The sequence below is a fragment of the Petrotoga sibirica DSM 13575 genome, from assembly GCF_002924625.1.
In the GTDB taxonomy this organism is placed as follows: Bacteria; Thermotogota; Thermotogae; order Petrotogales; family Petrotogaceae; genus Petrotoga; species Petrotoga sibirica.
This window is the reverse complement of sequence record NZ_JAHC01000008.1, coordinates 1-20,074: the sequence shown is the minus strand read 5'-3', so window position 1 is coordinate 20,074 and position 20,074 is coordinate 1. Positions and strand designations below refer to the sequence as shown.

Genomic DNA, 20,074 nt, shown 5'->3' with positions numbered 1-20,074 from the left:
GCTATATCTTTCCAAACCTGTCAAATGGATAAATTCTTAAAAAAGTTGTTCCAATAACGTTTTCAATAGGAACAAATCCAAAAAAACGGCTATCTTGACTTTCCAATGTATTATCACCCATGAAGAAATAGTATCCTTCTGGAATTTTCACATTAACAAGACCTTCTTCATCTTTATATATTAAAGTAGGTAAATCCAATTTTGAAAGCTCGCTTTCATAAAAGTCAGTAAACAAAAGTGTGTCTCTCATTTGTTTGTACCATTCAATAGTTGGTTTGGCTGGTATCAACCTACCTGTAAAGTTATCAATATACATGAAAAATAAATCGGACGTGGCAATTTGGTAACTGTATTTCTCCGGATAAGCTATATAATCAAAAAATTTAGGATCTTCAAATATTGCATCTCTTAAATAGTAAATATTTTCAAATTCAGGAAGTATTTCACCATTTATTTCTAATCTTGAAACCTTATTTTTTATCTCGGGTGGGATGTAATCTATACTTTCGTAATAATTAATGATAGAATTCAGCCAATTGGGAATATTTTGGATTTCATCATTTTTAATGTCTTCCCAGAAGGTTTCTCCAACCGGTACCAATCTCAAGGTATCGCCTGGTTTACCAACTAATCTCTTCACATATTTTACATGGCCTTCAAATTTTGCTGGAGCAAAAAAATCCATAAACCTATCAAAGGCACGTAACTGCTGTTGCGCCCTAATGTCCACGAATGGTGTCCAAAAAACAACTATCGAGCCTCTATTTGGTTCAGCAAATTCATACGTAACTTTTTCTACAAATAACCTGTCGTATACCTGGATAGTTGGAACCATGGAAGGGGTGGGAACCATCATTGTCTCAAACACGTACAATCTGATAATGGTTCCGAATATCAGTGCATATATTATAGCATAAATCCAATCCAAGGTCTCATCTTTAATTTTCTTCTTAGTAGCCTCTTTCAAAAGGCTCAATCCTTCCTCTCTTTAATCTTTATCTTCCCTTTAACATCTCTGAGGTAATAAAGTTTAGCCCTTCTAACTTTCCCTTTCTTCAAGACTTCTACGCTGCTTATAGATGGAGAATGAAAGGGAAAGATTCTTTCAACACCTACTCTATCTGCTCCTATTTTCCTAACAGTGAAAGAACGTCCAAGGCCAGCACCCCTTATTTTTATTACTATTCCTTCAAAAGGTTGGATTCTTTCTCTTTTTCTTTGGCCTTCTCCTTCCACAACTTTTACGTTGACTCTTACAGTATCTCCCGGTCTAATTTCAGGAATTTCTTCTTTTTTATAATTTGTTTCTACTGCATTTATGATTTTGTCCATTTTTAAAACCTCCCAAATATTATTTTTCGTAGTATCTTTAGAAACTTCATTTAGCGCCCCTTCACCCCGCTCCAAAATCTCTTCAACAGAAGAGTCCAGAAATCAATCGATTTCACCTATTAATCTATCAAGCGTTATTGCAACCGCCGCCCTTACAGAGAGATGGTTGAACTTTCCTTTAGCTCTAATAGGTTCTAAATCGTAATCAGAAATTTCTCTAATTTCTTCTGGCATTCCCCAACCGGTTCCAAAAAGAATTAAAAATGGATGGTCAGAATTTTTTATCTTATCCTTTAGTTCCTCAAAAGAGACTACATTATTTCTTGCTTTGGCAGAAGTGAAAACTATCTTTGGACGTTCTCCTTCTTTTTTTTCTATTTCTTCGATAACGTCCTCCAAGTAATTTTTTATTTTAAATATTTCAAGAGCTTCTTTTCTGTTGGGATTAAATTCTCCTCCATATCCGTTGAGCCAGTAATCTAAAACCTTTTCTACAATCTTTCGTTGAGCAGGTAAATTGGTTACTAAGAAATAGTTTTTTACGTTATAAGTTTTGCAGGTTCTTGAAATATCATGAACATCAAAATTTGTAATGGCTGTTGAAACAATAGTACCATCTTTTTTCAGAATAGGATAGTGAATCAAGGCCACATACAGTTTATCAAACATCTTGGGACTCCTTAAAATCATTAGAGTTTTTGTTAAACATTTCTTGAACAATGTCTACTAAAATCTTTTTTTCTTCTTCATTTAATTCTTTCTTTATGAATAGATCTGGCCTTTTAATTATTGTTTTTAATAAACTGTCTTTTTTTCTAAAGATTCTAATACGTTCATGATCACCGCTTAACAAGATTTCTGGCACTTTCATGCCTCTAAATTCCTGAGGTTTGGTGTAGTGTGAATAATCTAATAATCCATTGTAAAAGGAATCGTTTTCTACGCTTGTTTTTGAACCTATTACTCCGGGCAAAAATCTTAAAAGAGTTTCGATAATAACCATGGTAGGGATTTCGCCACCCGTTAAAACGTAATCTCCTATTGAAACTTCTTTGTCAACTATCTTTTTAACCCTTTCATCTATTCCTTCGTATCTTCCACATAAAAAAACTAATTCTCCTTTTTTTGCTAACTCAAAAGCTAAATCGTTATTAAATACTTCGCCTTGGGGAGAAGGTAAAACTATATAAGGTTTGTGGTTCTTGGATAGGATGTATTCATCGTAAAAACGATAAAAAGGTTCTACCAACATAACCATTCCATTTTCTCCACCGTAACCAGGTTTATCAGTTACTTTGTGTTTATCAGTTGTGTAATCTCTTAAATTGAGTATATCTATTTCGACTAATTTTTTTTCTATAGCTTTTTTTATTACTCCATAGTTTCTAATAATATCAAACATACCAGGGAAAATAGTCAAAACACTAATTTTAATCCGTTTGATTTGTTCCATTTTCGTACCACTCTATTTTTTTTACTATAATACTTTTATCTTCTTTTTTTAATTCAACAATGTAATGATCTGTCATTGGTATGAGAACTTCTTTATCATCTTCAATATTTTTTATGGAGATAACATCGTTTGCACCTGTTTGTATTATTTCTTCTACTTTTCCAACGTATTCCCCATTTTCATAATAAACATCAGAACTTAGAATCTCATACCAATAATATTCGTCACTTTTAAGAGGGGGAAGATCTTTCTTATCGATAAAAACTTCATATCCGATCATTTTTTTAGCTTCGTCCATATTGACTATTCCTCGTAAGTTCAAAACAAAAAATCTGTTTAATGGTTTGACTTGTAATACTTTAGTGAAGAAAAAATTTCTGGTTGAGGTATTGTACAAAAGAACTTCTTCTAAGTTTGTTATTACACTTTTTATATTGGTAAAAGGTACTACTTTTACCTCTCCATGTACTCCATGGCTATTAACGATTTTTGCCACGGAGATTTTGTTGTCCAAAAGATTGGATAAACTGTTCAATTCACTCACCTAATTACTTTTAGAATAAATTTCTTGTCAGGGTCTTTTTTCGCAGCATTTAAAAGAATGTTTATAGATTTAATAGTTCTTCCGTCTTTTCCAATTATTTGCCCTACATCTTCAGAGTTGGCATATATTTCAAATATTACGTTTTTTTCTTCGTTTGACTCCACGATCTTTATTTCATCTGGATGTTTAACTATGTTGTTCAAAATGTCTAAAAGAAGAGTCTTCATTCTTTAACTTCTTCTCCTTCCGGTTCTACTATTTTTTCGGATTCTTTGACATCATTTTCTCTTCTGGCTCGAAATTTTATTTCGTCATATCTTTTCATAACACCCATTTTTCTAAGAATTCTTCTAGCAGTGTCTGTGGGTTGAGCACCCTTCAATAACCAATCTAAAGCCTTATCTTCGTCCACTTTATACTGGTTTGAGTTATTTAGTGGATCATAGTATCCGATTGATTCTATATATTTTCCGCTTCTTTTATTTCTGGAATCTACGATAACTATTCTATAAAACGGTTGATGTCTCCTTCCCATCCTGTTCAATCTGATTTTTACCATTAACACACCTCCATATATTTTTAATTACTATTGGTTTTTTAAAAAGGTAGATTATTTATGAGTTTTCTGCCTTTAAATTTTTTCATTTGCTTCATAGCCTTTTTCAACTGATCGTACGACTTCAAAAGTCTATTGATATCTTGAAGAGTTGTTCCACTTCCCTTTGCTATTCGTTGTTTTCTTGAATAAGTTAGTATTCTGGTGTTTTTACGTTCTTTTGGGGTCATTGAATTTATTATTGCTTCGAATTTTTTTAATTCTTGTTCACCTTTGGTTACATCCACTTGTTCCTTTGGAACACCAGGAACCATTTCTAAAAGATTACTGAGAGGGCCTAATTTTCTTATTTGTCGAATTTGTTCGAGGAAATCTTTTAAATCGAACTTTCCATCCATAAACCTTTCTGCATCTTCTTCTGCTTTCTTTTTATCTATGTCTTTTTCTACCTTATCTATGAAAGAAAGTACATCTCCCATTCCTAAAATTCTTCCAACATATCTATCTGGGTAAAACTCTTCCAAATCATCAATCTTCTCACCAACACCAACTAACTTAACAGGTTTCCCCGTTATATACCTAATAGAAATGATGACTCCACCTCGAGAATCACCGTCGAGTTTTGAAACAACAAAACCGGAAAGATCCAATTTATCGTTAAATTCTTTTGCTGAATTAACTGCATCTTGACCAACCATTGAATCGACGACCATCAAAATTTCATCCGGATTGATTAACTTTTTTATATTTTCTAACTCTTCCATCATCTTTTCATCTATGTGCAAACGCCCTGCGGTATCTACGATAACAATATCATACAAAAGCTTCTCTGCATACTTTTTACTTTCTTCTACAATTTTCAAATCGTTTACTCTGTCACCAGTAAAAACGGGAATACCAATGTCCTCACCCAACTGTACAAGTTGATCAATAGCAGCTGGTCTGTAAGTATCGGCAGCAACCAACAAAGGGTTTTTCCCTTTTTTCTTATAGAAATTTGCTAACTTAGCAGCAGTTGTTGTTTTACCGCTTCCTTGCAAACCCGTAAGCATAATGAAACCTGGATTACGAGAAATAGTAATCTTATTGTTTTCTTTACCGCCCATCAATTCTATTAAATCGTCTCTAACTATTCTGATGAATTCTTGATCAGGAGTTAAGCTTTCGAGAACTTTAGATCCAATTGCTTCTTCCTTGACTCTGTCAATCAGTTCTTTTACCACTTTATAATGAACGTCCGCTTCCAACAGAGAAAGTTTCACTTCTCTAACAGCATCTTTTATATTTTTTTCTGATAATTTTCCTTTACCCGATAGGTTCTTGAAGACTCCTGTCAGCTTTTTTTGTAAGTTTTCAAACATTATTTGCTCACCCCACCACTTAAATAATCCTTCCTTAGTATACTATAAAAAGAAAGAAATTTGGTAAAAAGTATGAAAAAAGTAGAAGACGAGGTATAATTTAAAGTTACTATTACATGAATTTTTTTATAATATAAATAGAAGAACCCTTATTTTAATATGCGCGTTGTATTTCTCTATTCATAAGCTTATCACATTATTGTTAACAAATCAATTCACTCTAATTTAAAGAAAATGATGCTTGATAGTTGTCTACTTTTATGTTATAATATTGAAGCAATACGCCTGTAGCTCAACTGGCAGAGCGGCGGTCTCCAAAACCGCAGGTTGGGGGTTCGATTCCCTCCGGGCGTGCCATTTTTTCCCCTCCTCCGCTTCCTATCCATCGAAATTCTAAAAAATTCCCTTAAATGCACTTAAAATGTCTTTTACTATCTTTCCTTTCCCCATCGTAAAAAGATGTATGCCGGGGACTCGCAATTCTAAAAGTTGTTCAATCAATTTTATTCCGTGCCTTACCCCAATAATATATTCATCTTGGAATGATTTTGCGTCTTCAAACTCTTCCACGATGGTTTTGGGTATATTAACATGAAAAGTTTTAGGAATGTTGTATAGTGTTTTTTTGCTTCCCAACGGTTTGATGCCTGGGATTATTGGGACTTCTATACCGAGTTCTCGAACTTTATTAACGAAGTTTTTGTAATACTCAATGTCAAAAAACATTTGAGTTATGATAAATTCTGCCCCTATATCAACCTTTAATTTTAAATAGTCCAAATCTTTTTCCAAGTTTGGAGATTCAAAATGTTTTTCCGGGTATCCAGCAACGCCAATGCAGAAATTTGTGGGATTATGTTCTTTTGTCGGGCAAGTGTATATACCTTTGTTCATATTTGTTACCTGCTCAACTAATTGAGTTGCATGTTCGTATTCATCTGTTTCTTTCCATGTGTATCTTTTCTTATCCCCTCTTACGACGAATATGTTTTCTATCCTCAGATAATTTAGGTCTATTAGAATGTCTTCTATTTGATATTTATTAAAGCCTGTACATATTAGATGAGGAACTACTTCGATATCATACCTATGCTTTATGGAGGCACTTACCCCAACGGTTCCAGGTCTCTTCTTTTTGATGATTTTTATAATTTCCCCGTTTTCTTCAACATATTCAATTTCGTTGGCATGCTTAGTAACATTGATAAATTTAGGAGAAAAGTCGATTAAATTATCCACCACATTAAATATTGGATCAATGCTTTCACCAACATTGGGTGGGATAATTTCGAAAGAAAGTATGGGTTTAATAGATTGTTTAATTAAATCTATTATTTTCATTATGGATCACCCCGGAAAAGATATAATAAAACATTTGTTCGATTTTAACATATTGGCAAGAAAGTGTCAACAGTTAATAAGCAGTATAACAAAAAGGGTGGAGAGATCTCCACCCTGTAACTATTATAAAATCAACATTTACTTTTAGAACTCTTATTATTGCTGATTTTCTTACCCATTGATTAATAATTAACTGTTTTACCTCTCTTATAATTTACCGCTGCTTGTGCAGCTGCTAATCTAGCGACTGGTACTCTGTATGGAGAACAGCTAACGTAGTCCAGCCCCACCAAGTGTGCAAACTCAATGGAATCAGGATCTCCACCGTGTTCTCCGCATATTCCTACCTTTAATTTTGGATTTGCGGATCTTCCACCATCCAAAGCAAGTTTTATTAATCTTCCAACGCCTTCTCTATCGATTTGTTGGAATGGGTCTTTTTCGTAGATACCTTTTTCAATATAATCTCCAATGAATTTTCCATAATCATCCCTTGAAAAACCTAAACCAAGTTGTGTAAGATCGTTGGTACCAAAGCTAAAGAAATCAGCCTCTGCACCAATTTGATCGGCAACCACACAGGCCCTGGGAACTTCGATCATCGTTCCAATTTTGTATTCTAAGTCTACGTTGTTTTCTTTTATTAATTCGTCAGCGATCTGCTTGATAGATTCTTTGAGGATGGTAAGCTCTTTAACATTTCCAACTAATGGGATCATTATTTCGGGTTGTACCCTTTTACCTTCTTTTATCATGTCTATAGCAGCCAAGATTATAGCTTTTGTTTGCATCTCTGCTATTTCCGGGTAAGTGATAGCTAATCTCACGCCTCTATGACCCATCATTGGGTTGAATTCTTCTAAATCTTTAACTGTACTCCTTAATTCATCTTCACTAATTCCAATCATTTCTGCCACTTCTTTTATTTGTTCGTCGCTTTCTGGAACAAATTCATGAAGAGGGGGATCCAAAAGCCTTATTGTAACAGAAAATCCTTCCATCTCTTCAAATAATCCTTTGAAGTCTGATCTTTGAAATGGTAAAAGCTCTTCTAAAGCTGCTTTTCTTTGCTCTTCTGTTTTTGAGACAATCATGGTTCTCATCTTGTTTATTCTTTCTGGTCCAAAGAACATGTGTTCTGTTCTACAAAGTCCAATTCCTTGAGCTCCAAACTCCCTTGCAACTTTCGCATCTCTTGGGATATCTGCGTTTGCTCTGACCCCTAAAACTGAAACTTCATCTGCGTACTCAAGCAATTCTGAAATATCCCCTGCTAATCCTTCGGGTCTAACTGTTTTGATCTTTCCAGCGTAAACTTTTCCTTCGTTTCCATCGATGGAAATCCAATCGCCTTCCTTTAATTCGACTCCATTAGATTTTATAACTTTATTTTTTAAATCAATGACTATGTCTTCTGCTCCAACAACAGCTGTTTTACCCATTCCTCTGGCAACTACGGCAGCATGAGAAGTCATTCCTCCACGTGATGTTAATATTCCTTCTGCAACGTTCATACCGCCAACATCTTCTGGAGATGTTTCGGGTCTAGCGAGAATTACTTTTTCACCATCTTTTGCCAGCTTTTCAGCATCGTCTGCGCTAAAAACAATCTTCCCAGTAGCAGCACCAGGAGATGCGGGTAATCCTTTACCAATGTATTGGGCATTTTTTAATTCTTCAGGATCAAAAAGAGGGTGTAATAACTTTTCTATATCTGCCGGTTTGACTCTCATCACTGCTTCTTCTTTGTTTATGAGGCCTTCTTTTACCATATCTACTGCAATCTTAACAGCTGCAGCTGCAGTTCTCTTCCCATTTCTTGTTTGGAGCATATATAATTGTCCTTTTTCAACAGTAAATTCTATGTCTTGCATATCTCTAAAATGTTTCTCTAATTTATCCATAAGCTCAAGTAACTGGTTATATGTTTTAGGATTGATGCTCTTTAACTCATCCAAACTTTTTGGAGTTCTTATACCAGCAACGACATCTTCCCCTTGTGCGTTGGTAAGAAATTCACCGTAATATTTCTTTTCACCAGTATTTGGATCTCTTGTGAAAGCCACACCAGTTCCGCTGTCTTCTCCCATGTTACCAAAAACCATAGCAACTACATTTACGGCAGTTCCTAAAAGCCCCTGTTTATCCATTTCATTAATTTGTCTATACTTTATAGCCCTTGGATTGTTCCAACTTCCAAAAACTGCTTCAATAGCAATCCAAAGCTGTTTCATAGGATCTTGTGGGAACTCTTTCCCTTCTTCTTTGTACAGCTTTTTGTATAATTCAACAACTTTTTTGAGATCGTTAGCATCTAATTCTAAATCTTGTTTTACGCCTTTTTCTCTTTTAACTTCATTAAGGGCTTCTTCGAATTTTTCATGGTCGATACCTAAAGCAACATCACCAAACATTTGGATAAATCTTCTATAAGAATCCCAAGCAAATCTTTCGTTGTTAGTTAGTTTGGCCAATCCCTCGACTGATTCATCGTTAAGACCTAAATTCAATATAGTATCCATCATTCCGGGCATAGAAACAGCGGCACCTGACCTGACTGAAACCAAAAGAGGATTTTTGTTGTCACCGAATTTTTTGCCAGTAACATTTTCAAGCTCTGTCATGGCTTCTTCAACAATAGATTTAAGATCTTCTGGGAATTTTCTGCCATTATCCCAATAATACTTACATACTTCCGTTGAAATAGTGAAACCTGGAGGTACAGGTAAACCTAAAGATGCCATTTCTGCTAAATTGGCACCTTTTCCACCAAGAATGTCTTTCATTTTCGAGTTACCTTCTACTCGGTTTTTATTCCACACGTATACATACTTTTTTCCCATCTGTTTCCCTCCTAGCTATTTTTATGAAAGAATTATAATTACAAAAAAAGAGTGTTTAAATCATCACACTTTGTTTAATTATATTCTAATTACTTTTTTTCTATTTCTCATTTGGGTAAAATTTAACATACAATTTTAATAATTTAAAATGCTTCTTCTCTAACTAATTTAAAATTCATAGACTTGTTTGAATCGTCTATCAATAGATAGGAAATCAACTTTTTTTTGATGAACTCATTTCTATTTATTCCAAAATTTCTATTTACCATGAATTTCCATGTTCCAGTATTAATATAAACTTCTTTTGGTCCTCCGTTTTTTATAATATTAAACGATGCTCTATGATTATGACCCATAACTATTCCCTTTACTTCTCCCTTTGCAAAAGAAATATCTTGATCATAAAACCCAATAAGATATTCTTTCGGTATATAGAATTTATCGTTTAAAAGTTCTTCTGCCTTCATTAAAAGAGAATTCGAATTTCTCATACTTCTGAAGAACATTCCTACCCTAACTATAGCTTCACCTAACTTCATGCCCCCTAAGTTATTTATAAATATATTGGATAGAATATTTACGCCTGGAAAGTTTATTTTCATCCATTTTTTTACCTGAGGAGTTTTAATTAGTTGCGTAAAAGTTTCGATCCATTTGTTTTTTAAATTATATTTTAAATCATATTTTTCCTTTATAATATCCAGCCATTTGAAAACATCCAACTGAGGATAAATATTTTGATAATCTGAATAAAGTTCTGCAGGTAGAATTTCCCCAGCGACTTTTCCAAAATTATAATTCATGTATTTATTCATGTACTCAGCAAAGGGTGGAATAAGATTTCCATCTTTATCTTTGCTCAATCTGTTGACTATATCGAACTGATTACCGTGTATTACAAATAATCTTAAGCTTGGATCATAATAATAGGGTAAAATTTCACAATTCTCGAATGCTTCTTTGATCTTTTCATTTATTTTTTGATTCAAAAGAATGTAATAATCATGGTTACCTGCGATATAATAAATTTTATTTTTGTTTGAAAATTTTCGAAACTCTTCAATTAGCTTTTCATGACTGGTGAATATTTCATCTATTAAAGACGGGTCGAATTTTTCTGCATATTCAGAAGCTGTATCCACCATGAGACCATCATTGATTAAATTAGATAACTCAAAAAAATCTCCAACGATAAATAACTCATTGTTTTCTCCTTCAAAATCACGCAGTAACTTGATTAGTCTGTTGTCGTATATAAAGTCATCGGATTCGTTACCTAAACCGATGTGTAAATCACTTAGAAAAACCTTCATTTGGTTTCCTCCAGCAGATTTTTTCAAAATCCCGAAGGTAATTATAACACATACATTTTCCTCTTTTTATAAGATTTATTAAAAATATATAAATATCAAATTGGACTTGCATAATGAGAAGATGTGTGGTATAATTTAAATACGACAAAAATTATCGGATATTAAATCAAATTATGGAGGTGTAATTATGGCTTTTGAATTACCAAAATTAAGTTATCCCTACGATGCTTTAGAACCTTACATAGATGCCACAACAATGGAGATTCACCACACTAAGCATCATGGAGGTTACGTTAAAAATTTAAATGCTGCCTTAGAAAAATATCCTGAATGGGCAAGCAAAAGTATAGAAGACATTCTCAAGGATTTAGACAATATACCAGCAGATATTAGAACAACAGTAAGGAATAACGGAGGCGGGCATTACAATCATTCTATATTTTGGACAATAATGGGACCCAACGGTGGTGGTAAACCTTCTGGAAAGTTAGCTGAAAATATTAATAAGACCTTCGGAAGCTTCGATAAGTTTAAAGAAGAATTTTCGAATGCTGCAGCAACAAGATTTGGGAGCGGATGGGCTTGGTTAGTATTAGATAACTACGGACATCTTTCGATTTTATCCACCCCAAATCAAGATAATCCTATTACATACAGTTTGAAACCTTTGTTAGGTTTGGATGTTTGGGAACACGGTTATTATTTAAAATATCAAAATAGAAGGCCCGAGTACATACAAGCTTGGTGGAACATAGTTAATTGGGAAGAAGTCAATAAAAGATATGAAATGTTGGTCAAATAAATAATAATAGTAAAATAAAAAGATCTCGGTTGCTTGTGCAACCGAGATTGCTTTTTTACTTTTGAGAGTTTTCAAAAAGTTTTGTTTTTTGTAGACCGAATAACACTATATATGCAACGAGAATTCCTACAGTGAATTGTAAAACGTTCCAAGGTACCTCAAAAATAGGCATCACCCAATTACCAACTATAATTCTACCTGCAAAAAAGTATCCTATAACCATCCATAAACCGGCTATCATACTTCCCATCGAATTACCCAGTCTGAAAAGTGTTGACCCCTTCCCCCTAAGGAACAATGAAATTAGTATTAGGGCTATTGGTATTGCTAAAAGAATAATGTTGATTAACCCTCTAGCGTTTAATAAAAAATTTTCTAATTCTTCTATACTCTCGTATCCCAATTCATTCATTAGATTGTTAGTCAAAGGAGACGTCGTTAAATTCGCTATCAAGTTTTTTAAGAACAAGGAAAGAGTTAAGGAAAAAGCCAACCATATACCTATACTTGAGAGAAAGATCGTAAGTTCTTTTTTGCCCGAATATTTGTTTCTATAACTATCAGAAACCCAACCGACTAAAGCCCCCATAACGGACTTTATAATCAAAGTGGGTATAGCCCAATAAGCATAACCCCCAACCAAATCTGCCAAAGCCGAACCCAATCCTCCTGCCAAGGTTCCAACCCTTCTACCGAACAAAATTGCTGAAATGAATATCATGCTGTCTCCCAAATGTACGTAGCCCCTTGTGAACGGCACAGGAACTTTTATAGCAAAGGTTAAAACAAAAACTAACGCAATCATTATACCAGAAATTGCAACATCTTTCGTCTTCAATATAAATCCCTCCTCTAAGTAGAGATCCAATAATAAACTAAAGGCTGTATTTTTCACTTAATTATACAACATCTACTCTTTGAATGCAACAGTTCAAATATATCTTTCGTTAATTAGAAAATATTTTCTATGAAATTTTTTTCATTATTTGAATAATTGTCTATAAAAGGCTATAATCATTTATAATTAGCTCTGACGACCTTTGACTTTTTAGTTTAATTAAATTATAATAAGTATTGCCAGAAAATAAATTGATACTTTATCCTTATGGTTGGAGAACAGGGTCTAAGGGGGCCACAGATCTCTTCCCAAAAAGGGCGGGCTGAGGGGCGAAGGGAAGCGAGTCTCAGAAGATGGTAAAAATGAGAATGAGGAGGGGAAGATATGAAAATATCTCAAAGAGTTTTAAATACACAATTTTCTCCTATTAGAAAGTTAGTTCCTTACGCAGAAAGGGCAAAGCAAGAAGGTAAAAAAGTTTACCTTTTAAACATAGGTCAACCTGATATTGAAACACCTAAGGCATTCTTCGAAGGTATAAAAAAGTACTCATCCGAAGTAGTTTATTACAGCCATTCTGCAGGTCTATTAGAGTTACGTGAGGCTTTTTCCGATTATTATAAGTTATGGGATATAGACTTTGATCCCCAGGAGTTGATCGTCACTACAGGGGGAAGCGAGGCAGCAATTTTCGCTTTGGCATCTGTTTCTGATCCAGGGGATGAAGTAATGGTTATAGAGCCTTTTTATGCTAATTATAAAGGTTTTGCAGAGATGTTAAATGTAAAACTTTGCCCAGTAAAATCAGATCCGGAAACCGGCTACGCTGTCCCGAGTATAGAAGAATTCGAAAAGGCTTACACCGAAAACGTTAAGGCAATAATCTTTTCAAATCCTTCAAATCCGACAGGAGCTGTGTACAGTTACGATGAAGTAAAAAGAATCGTTGACTTTGCAAAAGAAAAAGACATATTTGTAATATCAGATGAGGTATATAAAGAATTCACTTTTGATGGAACTAAGCATGTATCCGTCATGGATTTTGAAGACAAAGACAGATTCATTTTAATCGACAGCGTATCGAAAAGGTACAGCGCTTGTGGAGCAAGAATTGGAGTTTTTGCCACTAAAAACAAGAAACTTCTAGAACAAGTAATGAAATTTGCTCAATCCCGATTATCTCCACCTTTAATGGCACAATTTGGTGTTTTAGGGTTGCTCAAGGATTTGGGGAAAGATTATCATCAAGGCGTTGCTTTAGAGTATCAAAAAAGAAGGGATGCTGCATACGAAGAGATAAAAAAGATCGAAGGAGCTGTTTGCAAGAAACCCCACGGTTCATTTTATCTCTCCGTTAAACTACCGATTGATGATTCTGAAGAGTTCATCAAGTGGATGCTTACAGACTTCGATGTGAATCGAGAAACTGTTATGGTTTCACCATTATCTGGTTTTTATGCTACACCTGGTGCGGGCAAGAAAGAAATAAGAATCGCTTATGTATTGAACAGCGAAGAGTTAAGAAAGGCTTGTAATATTCTAAAAGAAGCTGTGACAGTTTACAATGAGAGAAAAATAAAAGATAAATGATATCAATAGGCGTCGTGTTAATTTACGGCGCCTTTAAGTTAATTTTCTGAATTTTTGTCGGTTTGTTTTTTGGCAGTTTTGGAGGCTGAGGGTTTAACGTATTTTTTGTTTTTTGGCTTCTGTCTTGTGAAATATATTACCAAAGATAATCCAATAAGGTTGGCAATAAAAATAACGCTTAAAATCATCGAAGAGTATATGACGATAGACAAAACACAAAGCACACTAAGTAATATGATCGAAAACGTCATACCGTATTTTTTGTTAAATAGAAGTAGAAAATAAAAAAATATTAAACCTCCTACCAATCCGACAAATAAACCTATAAAAAGAAAGGTTAAAAAATCCGAAAAATTAAAATACTCAAAAAGCCTTTGGTTGACACTTTCAAGATAAAACAAGTAGACAGAAAGTCCTGCTACAACGATACTTCCAATAATTGCTATGCTTCTTAAAAAAACTTTCAGGTTATTCATTCTATCCCCTCCTCTGTGGTTGAAATTTCTTGGCTAATATTTTCTTCTTGTTTTTGTGGTTCTTGGTCTGAATTTGTAAACTTCCTATACAGGTTCTCTATCAATATTACAACTAACAAAAGCAAAAGAGAAACTAAAAAGCCGTTAATCGTTCTTAAAACACTTAAATTCAACGGTGTGTGTATATGTAAAAAAGTGTCAAGTATAGATACCGGTAGTAAAGCCTTAAAAAAGTCCCATATAAACCTTCTACCTGAAAGAGGAGTTGTGTAATAAAACAAATACGAAATAAGTTCTTTTGTTCGTGGTCTGGCTATAAAGGCCCGTTCCAATGCATCCCTAGCCCTTCTTTCGAAATTTGTAACAAAAGCCCAATTTGAGCTTCTTACTACGTATATAACCCCAGCAAATGCAACAAAAATAAGTAATAAGATATCTGACTTGTTAAATTTAAACTCTCTGATCTTCTTAAAGGATTCTACAATATTAAATCTACTAAATCTAAAACCGGTAAAATCCATAAACGCTTTTAACAGTACTAACAAAGGCAAAACTAAAAGTAGGACTTTGATCCCTCTAACGTTATTAAGCTTGAAGATAAATAAAGAGTTGTAAGCGCTCATATATACTAAAGCTCCAAACAATAAAGCGTATCCAATTATTTTTAGGAGGTTATTTTTAGAAATCCTAAAAAAGATGATGATTGAAAACAAAGTTACTGCCAACGTGAAAGACCAATTGTATAAAAAGAAAAAAGCTAAAATATATAAGATAGCAAAAAGAGGTACATATACAAATAAATTCATTGTGATGAGCCCAAAACCTATCCATGGCACGACAACCGTGGGAGAATAGTACTTAATTGAATCGATTGTAACGGGGGTTCCTAAATCTTTTTGAACTAATCTTATTAGCTCTGGAGTCCTCGGATGATCAGGGAACAAAAAGTATCTAATCTTTCTTTCTTTCAAGGCCCTATGAAATCTTTGAACTATCATTTGATCGTCAAATTTATCTATTTCTCCAGGTTTGATGTAATGTACATATCTCATATTATTTAGAATGTCTTTATCTAACTTATCTTTTATTTCAGTAAAATACTTATCAAAATCAGAAAATTCGACGACTAGTACGTAATCGTATCGGTTTGATAATGCTCTTAAAAAAGATTGATCTTCTTGGAAGCCCTGAGATTCAAAATCTTTTAATATGGCATAATTGTTATAAATCTGGAAATTATAGCCATTTTTCTGTACAGAATTCAGTTGATCTTCTGTAGGCATTATAGAATAATTTTTAGAATTTTGATAATCAATATAAAATGCGTAAAAGAAGAAAATCAAAGAGCCGAATAAGGTAATAAAAATTATCGGCTTTCTTATTTTGTTCATTTTTGGTTCCCTCAATTCCTCTTTGTGCTCTTCTCCAATTTGTCCAATACAATTTGAAGATCTTCACTCAATGGTGCAGAAAAATCGTAATGGTGATTATTATAATCAAAAGAAATCTTACTAGCATGAAGAAAAATTCTTTTTAAACCATAATTTTTTCTTAAAAGTTTGTTCCGCTTTTTATCTCCGTGATTATCATCCCCAGCAATGGGAAAACCTAAATCAGCGAATTGTACTCTTATTTGATGTTTTCTGCCTGTGTATAATTCAATCTCTACCAGAGAATATTTATCCCCAAATAAATCGAATTTTTTCTTAAGATTATATTTTAACCGGGCTGCTTTCCCATAGACCATAGATACTAATTCTCCGCTTTTTTTATTTAAATTTCCTACTAATAAAGTTAAGTAATATTTTTTTGTTTCTCTACTTTTGATTAACTCTGTCAACTCACGAGCTGTCTGCTTGTTTTTTGCCACAACCATTACCCCAGACGTTAATTTGTCTAAACGATGTACCAAGTGAGGCTCAAATTCACCACGTGAGTAGTGGATCACTCCCTCAATTATCGTTGCCATTTCTTCTTTAGATCCCGGATGTACAGATACTTTGGCAGGTTTATTTATCACTAGTAGATCTTTATCTTCATAGATAATATCAAAAGAGACTGGTCTTGCCTTTAAAGAAGGTTGAGCAGGTCTGGATAGTTCTTCTAATTTATCTTCATCCAGAATAATTTTGACGATATCTCCTATTTCTAAAATATAATTGTTCTTCTTAACCCTCTTTTCATTGACTTTAACAAAGCCTTTTCTAATTAAACTGTAAATAGCACCCAACTTTATTTCGGGATAATTTTTTCTTATAAACGTGTCTAACCTAGAATAATAATTCTTTTCGTTAACTGTTGCTTCTTTTTCCAACCTTAAATGAGCCTCCCCTTAAATTAACCTCCTTGCTGAAAAAAAGAGAATACTTTTAAGCAAATCATTTGCTTTCTTAATTATATCATCTTTTTGTTTTTTCTTGTCTTTTTGTATTACTTAAAAAATTTTAATATAACTTGACTTTGTTGAATTGACTCGGCATAATAAGAGTGGTGTCACAATAAATCAACTTCTAAAAGGTGATGAAATATTCAGTTCTTTTTCAGAAAATTAACAAAAAAAGCCTCAAATACTTAATAGGGGGAGAAAAATGGGTAAAAAAGCTGACCCGGAACCTTTCAAGATCAAGATGGTGGAACCCATCAAAAAAATTTCTAGAAAAGAAAGAGAAGAAGCCTTAAAAAGGACGGGCTATAATTTATTTGCATTGAAATCAGAAGAAGTCTACATTGATTTGTTGACCGACAGCGGTACTGGAGCGATGAGCGATAATCAATGGTCAGGATTGATGTTGGGAGATGAATCTTACGCGGGAAGTAAGAGTTTCTACCATTTATGGGAAACAAGTAAAGAAATCTTTGATTACAACTATTTTGTACCCACTCATCAAGGAAGAGGAGCAGAACAGGTTTTATTCCCCCTTTTAATTAAAAAACCTGGTCAATATGTTTTGAGTAACATGCATTTTGATACAACTAGGGCACACGAGGATTCCCTACATATGGTGGTTTAGCTGGGCGAGATATGGAAGTCATGGCAAGAGGTTTAAAAGAAGGAATTCAATTTGATTATTTGGATTATAGAATAAAACAAGTAAAATACTTGGGAGATAGGTTAAGAGAGGGTGGAGTACCAATTCAATATCCAGCTGGAGGACACGCTGTTTTTGTGGATGTTAAAAAGATGCTTCCTCATATACCTTATTACCAATTTCCAGCTCAAGCATTGGCGAACGCACTTTATTTAGAATCTGGAGTTCGTGGTGTAGAAGTTGGATCATTAATGATGGGGCGTGATCCTCAGACTGGTGAACAACTTGAATCTCCTTTTGAATTCTTGAGATTAGCCATCCCAAGAAGAGTCTATACTTACACACACCTTGATTACGTTGCTGAAGGATTGTTAGCTGTAAAAGATATATCTACCTCACTCAAAGGATTAGAATTCACATATGAACCCGAAATCCTTAGGCATTTCACTGGCAGGTTAAAACCAGTAGAATAAAGCGGCATGATTGCAGAAATTCTAAAGAGAACAATTTTATAACATCAGGAGGTTGGAAAAAAATGAGTAAAAAAATAAAGATCAAGACAAAAAATGCCCCTTCGGCAATTGGTCCTTATTCTCAAGCTATTAAAGTTGGAAATCTGATTATAACAAGTGGTCAAATTCCTTTCACAGCTGAAGGGAAACTAGTAAGTGATGATATTAAGGACCAAACCAGGCAGTCTTTAACAAACATTAAAAAAATCCTGGAAGAAGCGGGTTTAAGTATGGATAACATAGTTAAATGCACCCTCTTTTTAAAGGATATGAATGAAATGGCAGCAATAAACGAAGTCTATCATGAATTCTTTACAGAACCCTATCCCGCCCGTAGTGCTGTGGAAGTAGCTCGACTGCCCAAAGATGTCAAAATTGAAATTGAGGCAATTGCCTCCACTGATTAGTAAATATTACTTCGATCAAAAGTATCTTTAAAAATCTCCCCTATTTAGTAGGCAGATTTTTATTGTTAAATTTGTCTACCTGAGGGGAGCAAATTATAATAGTTAAAAAATTAACCATAAAATTTTTCTGTAAGAATCGTTGAAATCTTTTCTAAAAAGTTAAACTCATGAGCTAATTGAAGAATAGTGTATCTATTTCTGATTTCTCTGGCATGTATGATACTTTCTTGAAAGACGTCTTTTGGAATACCTAATTCTTTTGGGTTATATATAGAACCTACCTTTTTGTGAATTGAAATTAAGTACTCAGGATCTGGCGGTATTAATTCTTTAGGAAGTTTATCTTTCATTAATTGATAGATCATCGAAACAACAACCGTTCCTACTCCAACAGAATTTCCATGTAAAGGATAGGATATATTTTTTGATATAGCATCCATTTCCCAATAATGAGCTAGGTGATGCTCCGCCCCCGATGCAGGCCTTGAGTAACCTACAAATCCTATGGCTATTCCAGAGATAATTAACGCTTCCATTATTTGTTTAGTAACTTCTTCGCTTCTTTGACTTATTTTCTCTGCATTTTTTACGCAAAGATCCCTTGCTTTTTCTACAAATTCAACAGTATTTTCACAATAATATTCATTGTTGATTAATTTAGAAAGTTTCCAATCCGTCAAAGAAGTAAACTTTCCAAGAATGTCTCCGAATCCTGCATGAATCATTTCTAAAGGTGCATTTTTTAAAACTTGTGTATCCACTACTATTGCTTTTGCATAAGTTGCTTCATACGTTCTTTTAAAACCTTCTACAATTAAAGGGGAGACCATTGAAGCATATCCGTCCATTGAAGGAGCGGTTGCAAAGATTATATAAGGAATATTGAATTTGTAACTTAAAAATCTACATAGATCGTTTATAGTTCCAGAACCAACACCAATTATTAACGATGCATTCTTAGGAATTTCTATCAATAATCTTCCAACGCTTTTTTCATTTGGGATCAAATGATCTTCGTTATGAAAAATAAACTCAGTTATTTGATAATTTTCTCTTTTTAAGAGTGTACTTAGTTCTTTTCCAAAACTCTTATAGGTATTTTTATCAGCAACAACAAATAAATTTTTAGAGTCAATAATATCTATAAAACTATTTTTATCGTTCAAAACATTACTTTTTACAATTATTTTTTCAATATCTACCTTATGAGTTCTTCCACATTCACATTTGAAATTCAAACCAGCCATTTGCTCTATTTTAAGATTCAAAAGATCGCACATCTTTTTTCCTCACTTTTTTTGAATAAGGCTATTTCTTTCTATGAACTCGGCTTTTTCGACAATTTTTTCTGGTTTTCCATTGTTATTTTCCTCAATCATTTTAAGCAGCATTTGAGCAGCTTTTTCACCAAATTGCTGTTTTGGATGCCTAAAAGTAGAAATTTCAAGCGCTTGTGCAAAATCTGCGTCATCAAAACCTATTAACGAAATATCGTTTGGTATATCAAGATTCAATTTTTTTGCTGCCATTATCACTTGCATAGCTACCAAATCGTTTGAACAAAAAATAGCAGTGGGTATATTGTTTTTTGGAAGGCTCAAAAGTGACATAATTAAATTGAAAACTTCGTCGGATGTTTCGGCTGTATAATAAAACTGGTTGATGAGGTACTTGACA

Annotated in this window: 20 protein-coding genes, 1 tRNA gene and 1 pseudogene; 5 read left to right on the top strand and 17 right to left on the bottom strand. The window is 33.7% G+C overall.

Annotation, left to right across the window (positions count from 1 at the left end):
- Position 1: 1 nt before the first annotated feature.
- From lepB to ffh, 8 genes are all read right to left on the bottom strand, one after another.
- On the bottom strand, positions 2-967 hold the full coding sequence (gene lepB / locus AA80_RS02100) for a signal peptidase I (protein WP_103066321.1): 966 nt from the start codon (positions 965-967) through the stop codon (positions 2-4).
- Positions 968-972: 5 nt separating this feature from the next.
- On the bottom strand, positions 973-1,332 hold the full coding sequence (gene rplS, locus AA80_RS02095) for a 50S ribosomal protein L19 (protein WP_103876209.1): 360 nt from the start codon (positions 1,330-1,332) through the stop codon (positions 973-975).
- A 102-nt stretch (positions 1,333-1,434) separates the two neighbouring features.
- Positions 1,435-2,001 carry an RNA methyltransferase gene (locus AA80_RS02090; protein WP_103876208.1) on the bottom strand — a complete coding sequence of 189 codons (567 nt, stop codon included), beginning with the start codon at positions 1,999-2,001 and terminating at the stop codon, positions 1,435-1,437.
- A complete protein-coding gene (gene trmD, locus AA80_RS02085) occupies positions 1,994-2,785 on the bottom strand; it encodes a tRNA (guanosine(37)-N1)-methyltransferase TrmD (RefSeq protein ID WP_103876207.1) in 792 nt (263 codons plus the stop codon). Before trmD ends, AA80_RS02090 begins: the two co-directional genes overlap by 8 nt.
- Complete coding sequence (gene rimM / locus AA80_RS02080; protein WP_103876206.1) at positions 2,763-3,329, bottom strand: ribosome maturation factor RimM; 567 nt, start codon at positions 3,327-3,329, stop codon at positions 2,763-2,765. Before rimM ends, trmD begins: the two co-directional genes overlap by 23 nt.
- On the bottom strand, positions 3,326-3,556 hold the full coding sequence (locus AA80_RS02075; RefSeq protein WP_103066151.1) for a KH domain-containing protein: 231 nt from the start codon (positions 3,554-3,556) through the stop codon (positions 3,326-3,328). The genes rimM and AA80_RS02075 overlap by 4 nt, the downstream gene beginning before the upstream one ends.
- Positions 3,553-3,888: a 30S ribosomal protein S16 gene (rpsP, locus tag AA80_RS02070; RefSeq protein WP_103066150.1), complete on the bottom strand. Its 336-nt coding sequence runs from the start codon at positions 3,886-3,888 to the stop codon at positions 3,553-3,555. The genes AA80_RS02075 and rpsP overlap by 4 nt, the downstream gene beginning before the upstream one ends.
- Positions 3,889-3,926: 38 nt before the next feature.
- Entirely contained in the window at positions 3,927-5,246 is a 1,320-nt protein-coding gene (ffh, locus tag AA80_RS02065) for a signal recognition particle protein (protein ID WP_103876205.1), read from the bottom strand.
- A 281-nt stretch (positions 5,247-5,527) separates the two neighbouring features.
- On the opposite strand from ffh, the gene AA80_RS02060 reads away from it, so the two are divergent.
- Positions 5,528-5,603: transfer RNA gene (locus AA80_RS02060), tRNA-Trp, on the top strand.
- Positions 5,604-5,639: 36 nt separating this feature from the next.
- Here the strand turns inward: AA80_RS02060 and AA80_RS02055 are convergent.
- From AA80_RS02055 to AA80_RS02045, 3 genes are all read right to left on the bottom strand, one after another.
- Complete coding sequence (locus AA80_RS02055) at positions 5,640-6,587, bottom strand: methylenetetrahydrofolate reductase (RefSeq protein ID WP_103876204.1); 948 nt, start codon at positions 6,585-6,587, stop codon at positions 5,640-5,642.
- Positions 6,588-6,769: 182 nt separating this feature from the next.
- Positions 6,770-9,430, bottom strand: a complete 2,661-nt coding sequence (gene ppdK, locus AA80_RS02050; protein ID WP_103876203.1) for a pyruvate, phosphate dikinase — start codon at positions 9,428-9,430, stop codon at positions 6,770-6,772.
- Positions 9,431-9,573: 143 nt separating this feature from the next.
- Positions 9,574-10,743: a metallophosphoesterase gene (locus tag AA80_RS02045; RefSeq protein ID WP_103876202.1), complete on the bottom strand. Its 1,170-nt coding sequence runs from the start codon at positions 10,741-10,743 to the stop codon at positions 9,574-9,576.
- Between the two features lie 187 nt (positions 10,744-10,930).
- On the opposite strand from AA80_RS02045, the gene AA80_RS02040 reads away from it, so the two are divergent.
- Positions 10,931-11,545, top strand: coding sequence for a superoxide dismutase (locus AA80_RS02040; RefSeq protein WP_103876201.1), 615 nt, complete (start codon positions 10,931-10,933; stop codon positions 11,543-11,545).
- Between the two features lie 55 nt (positions 11,546-11,600).
- Here the strand turns inward: AA80_RS02040 and AA80_RS02035 are convergent, their stop codons facing one another.
- Entirely contained in the window at positions 11,601-12,383 is a 783-nt protein-coding gene (locus tag AA80_RS02035) for an ECF transporter S component (RefSeq protein ID WP_199177818.1), read from the bottom strand.
- 384 nt (positions 12,384-12,767) lie between these two features.
- Between AA80_RS02035 and AA80_RS02030 the strand changes: the two genes are divergently transcribed.
- Positions 12,768-13,973 carry a pyridoxal phosphate-dependent aminotransferase gene (locus AA80_RS02030; RefSeq protein WP_103876200.1) on the top strand — a complete coding sequence of 402 codons (1,206 nt, stop codon included), beginning with the start codon at positions 12,768-12,770 and terminating at the stop codon, positions 13,971-13,973.
- A gap of 38 nt (positions 13,974-14,011) precedes the next feature.
- On the opposite strand, the gene AA80_RS02025 is transcribed toward AA80_RS02030, so the two are convergent.
- The 3 genes from AA80_RS02025 to AA80_RS02015 are packed head-to-tail and all read right to left on the bottom strand — an operon-like array spanning position 14,012 to position 16,763.
- Entirely contained in the window at positions 14,012-14,449 is a 438-nt protein-coding gene (locus tag AA80_RS02025; RefSeq protein ID WP_103876199.1) for a hypothetical protein, read from the bottom strand.
- Positions 14,446-15,840 (bottom strand): DUF5693 family protein, encoded by a 1,395-nt coding sequence (locus AA80_RS02020; RefSeq protein ID WP_134080045.1) that lies wholly within the window; start codon positions 15,838-15,840, stop codon positions 14,446-14,448. Before AA80_RS02020 ends, AA80_RS02025 begins: the two co-directional genes overlap by 4 nt.
- Before the next feature lie 11 nt (positions 15,841-15,851).
- Positions 15,852-16,763 carry an RluA family pseudouridine synthase gene (locus AA80_RS02015; protein WP_103876197.1) on the bottom strand — a complete coding sequence of 304 codons (912 nt, stop codon included), beginning with the start codon at positions 16,761-16,763 and terminating at the stop codon, positions 15,852-15,854.
- Positions 16,764-17,037: 274 nt separating this feature from the next.
- On the opposite strand from AA80_RS02015, the pseudogene AA80_RS10430 reads away from it, so the two are divergent.
- Positions 17,038-17,951 (top strand): annotated as a pseudogene (locus AA80_RS10430) (beta-eliminating lyase-related protein).
- 62 nt (positions 17,952-18,013) lie between these two features.
- Positions 18,014-18,397 carry a RidA family protein gene (locus AA80_RS02005; protein ID WP_103876196.1) on the top strand — a complete coding sequence of 128 codons (384 nt, stop codon included), beginning with the start codon at positions 18,014-18,016 and terminating at the stop codon, positions 18,395-18,397.
- Positions 18,398-18,507: 110 nt separating this feature from the next.
- Here AA80_RS02005 and AA80_RS02000 read toward each other — a convergent pair whose 3' ends face one another.
- Together AA80_RS02000 and AA80_RS01995 are read right to left on the bottom strand one after the other, a co-directional pair.
- The gene (locus AA80_RS02000; RefSeq protein WP_103876195.1) at positions 18,508-19,677 is read right to left on the bottom strand and encodes a sn-glycerol-1-phosphate dehydrogenase; all 1,170 of its coding nucleotides are present in this window, start codon (positions 19,675-19,677) and stop codon (positions 18,508-18,510) included.
- 9 nt (positions 19,678-19,686) lie between these two features.
- The coding region (locus AA80_RS01995; RefSeq protein WP_169960594.1) for a substrate-binding domain-containing protein at positions 19,687-20,074 on the bottom strand (388 nt) is incomplete at its 5' end.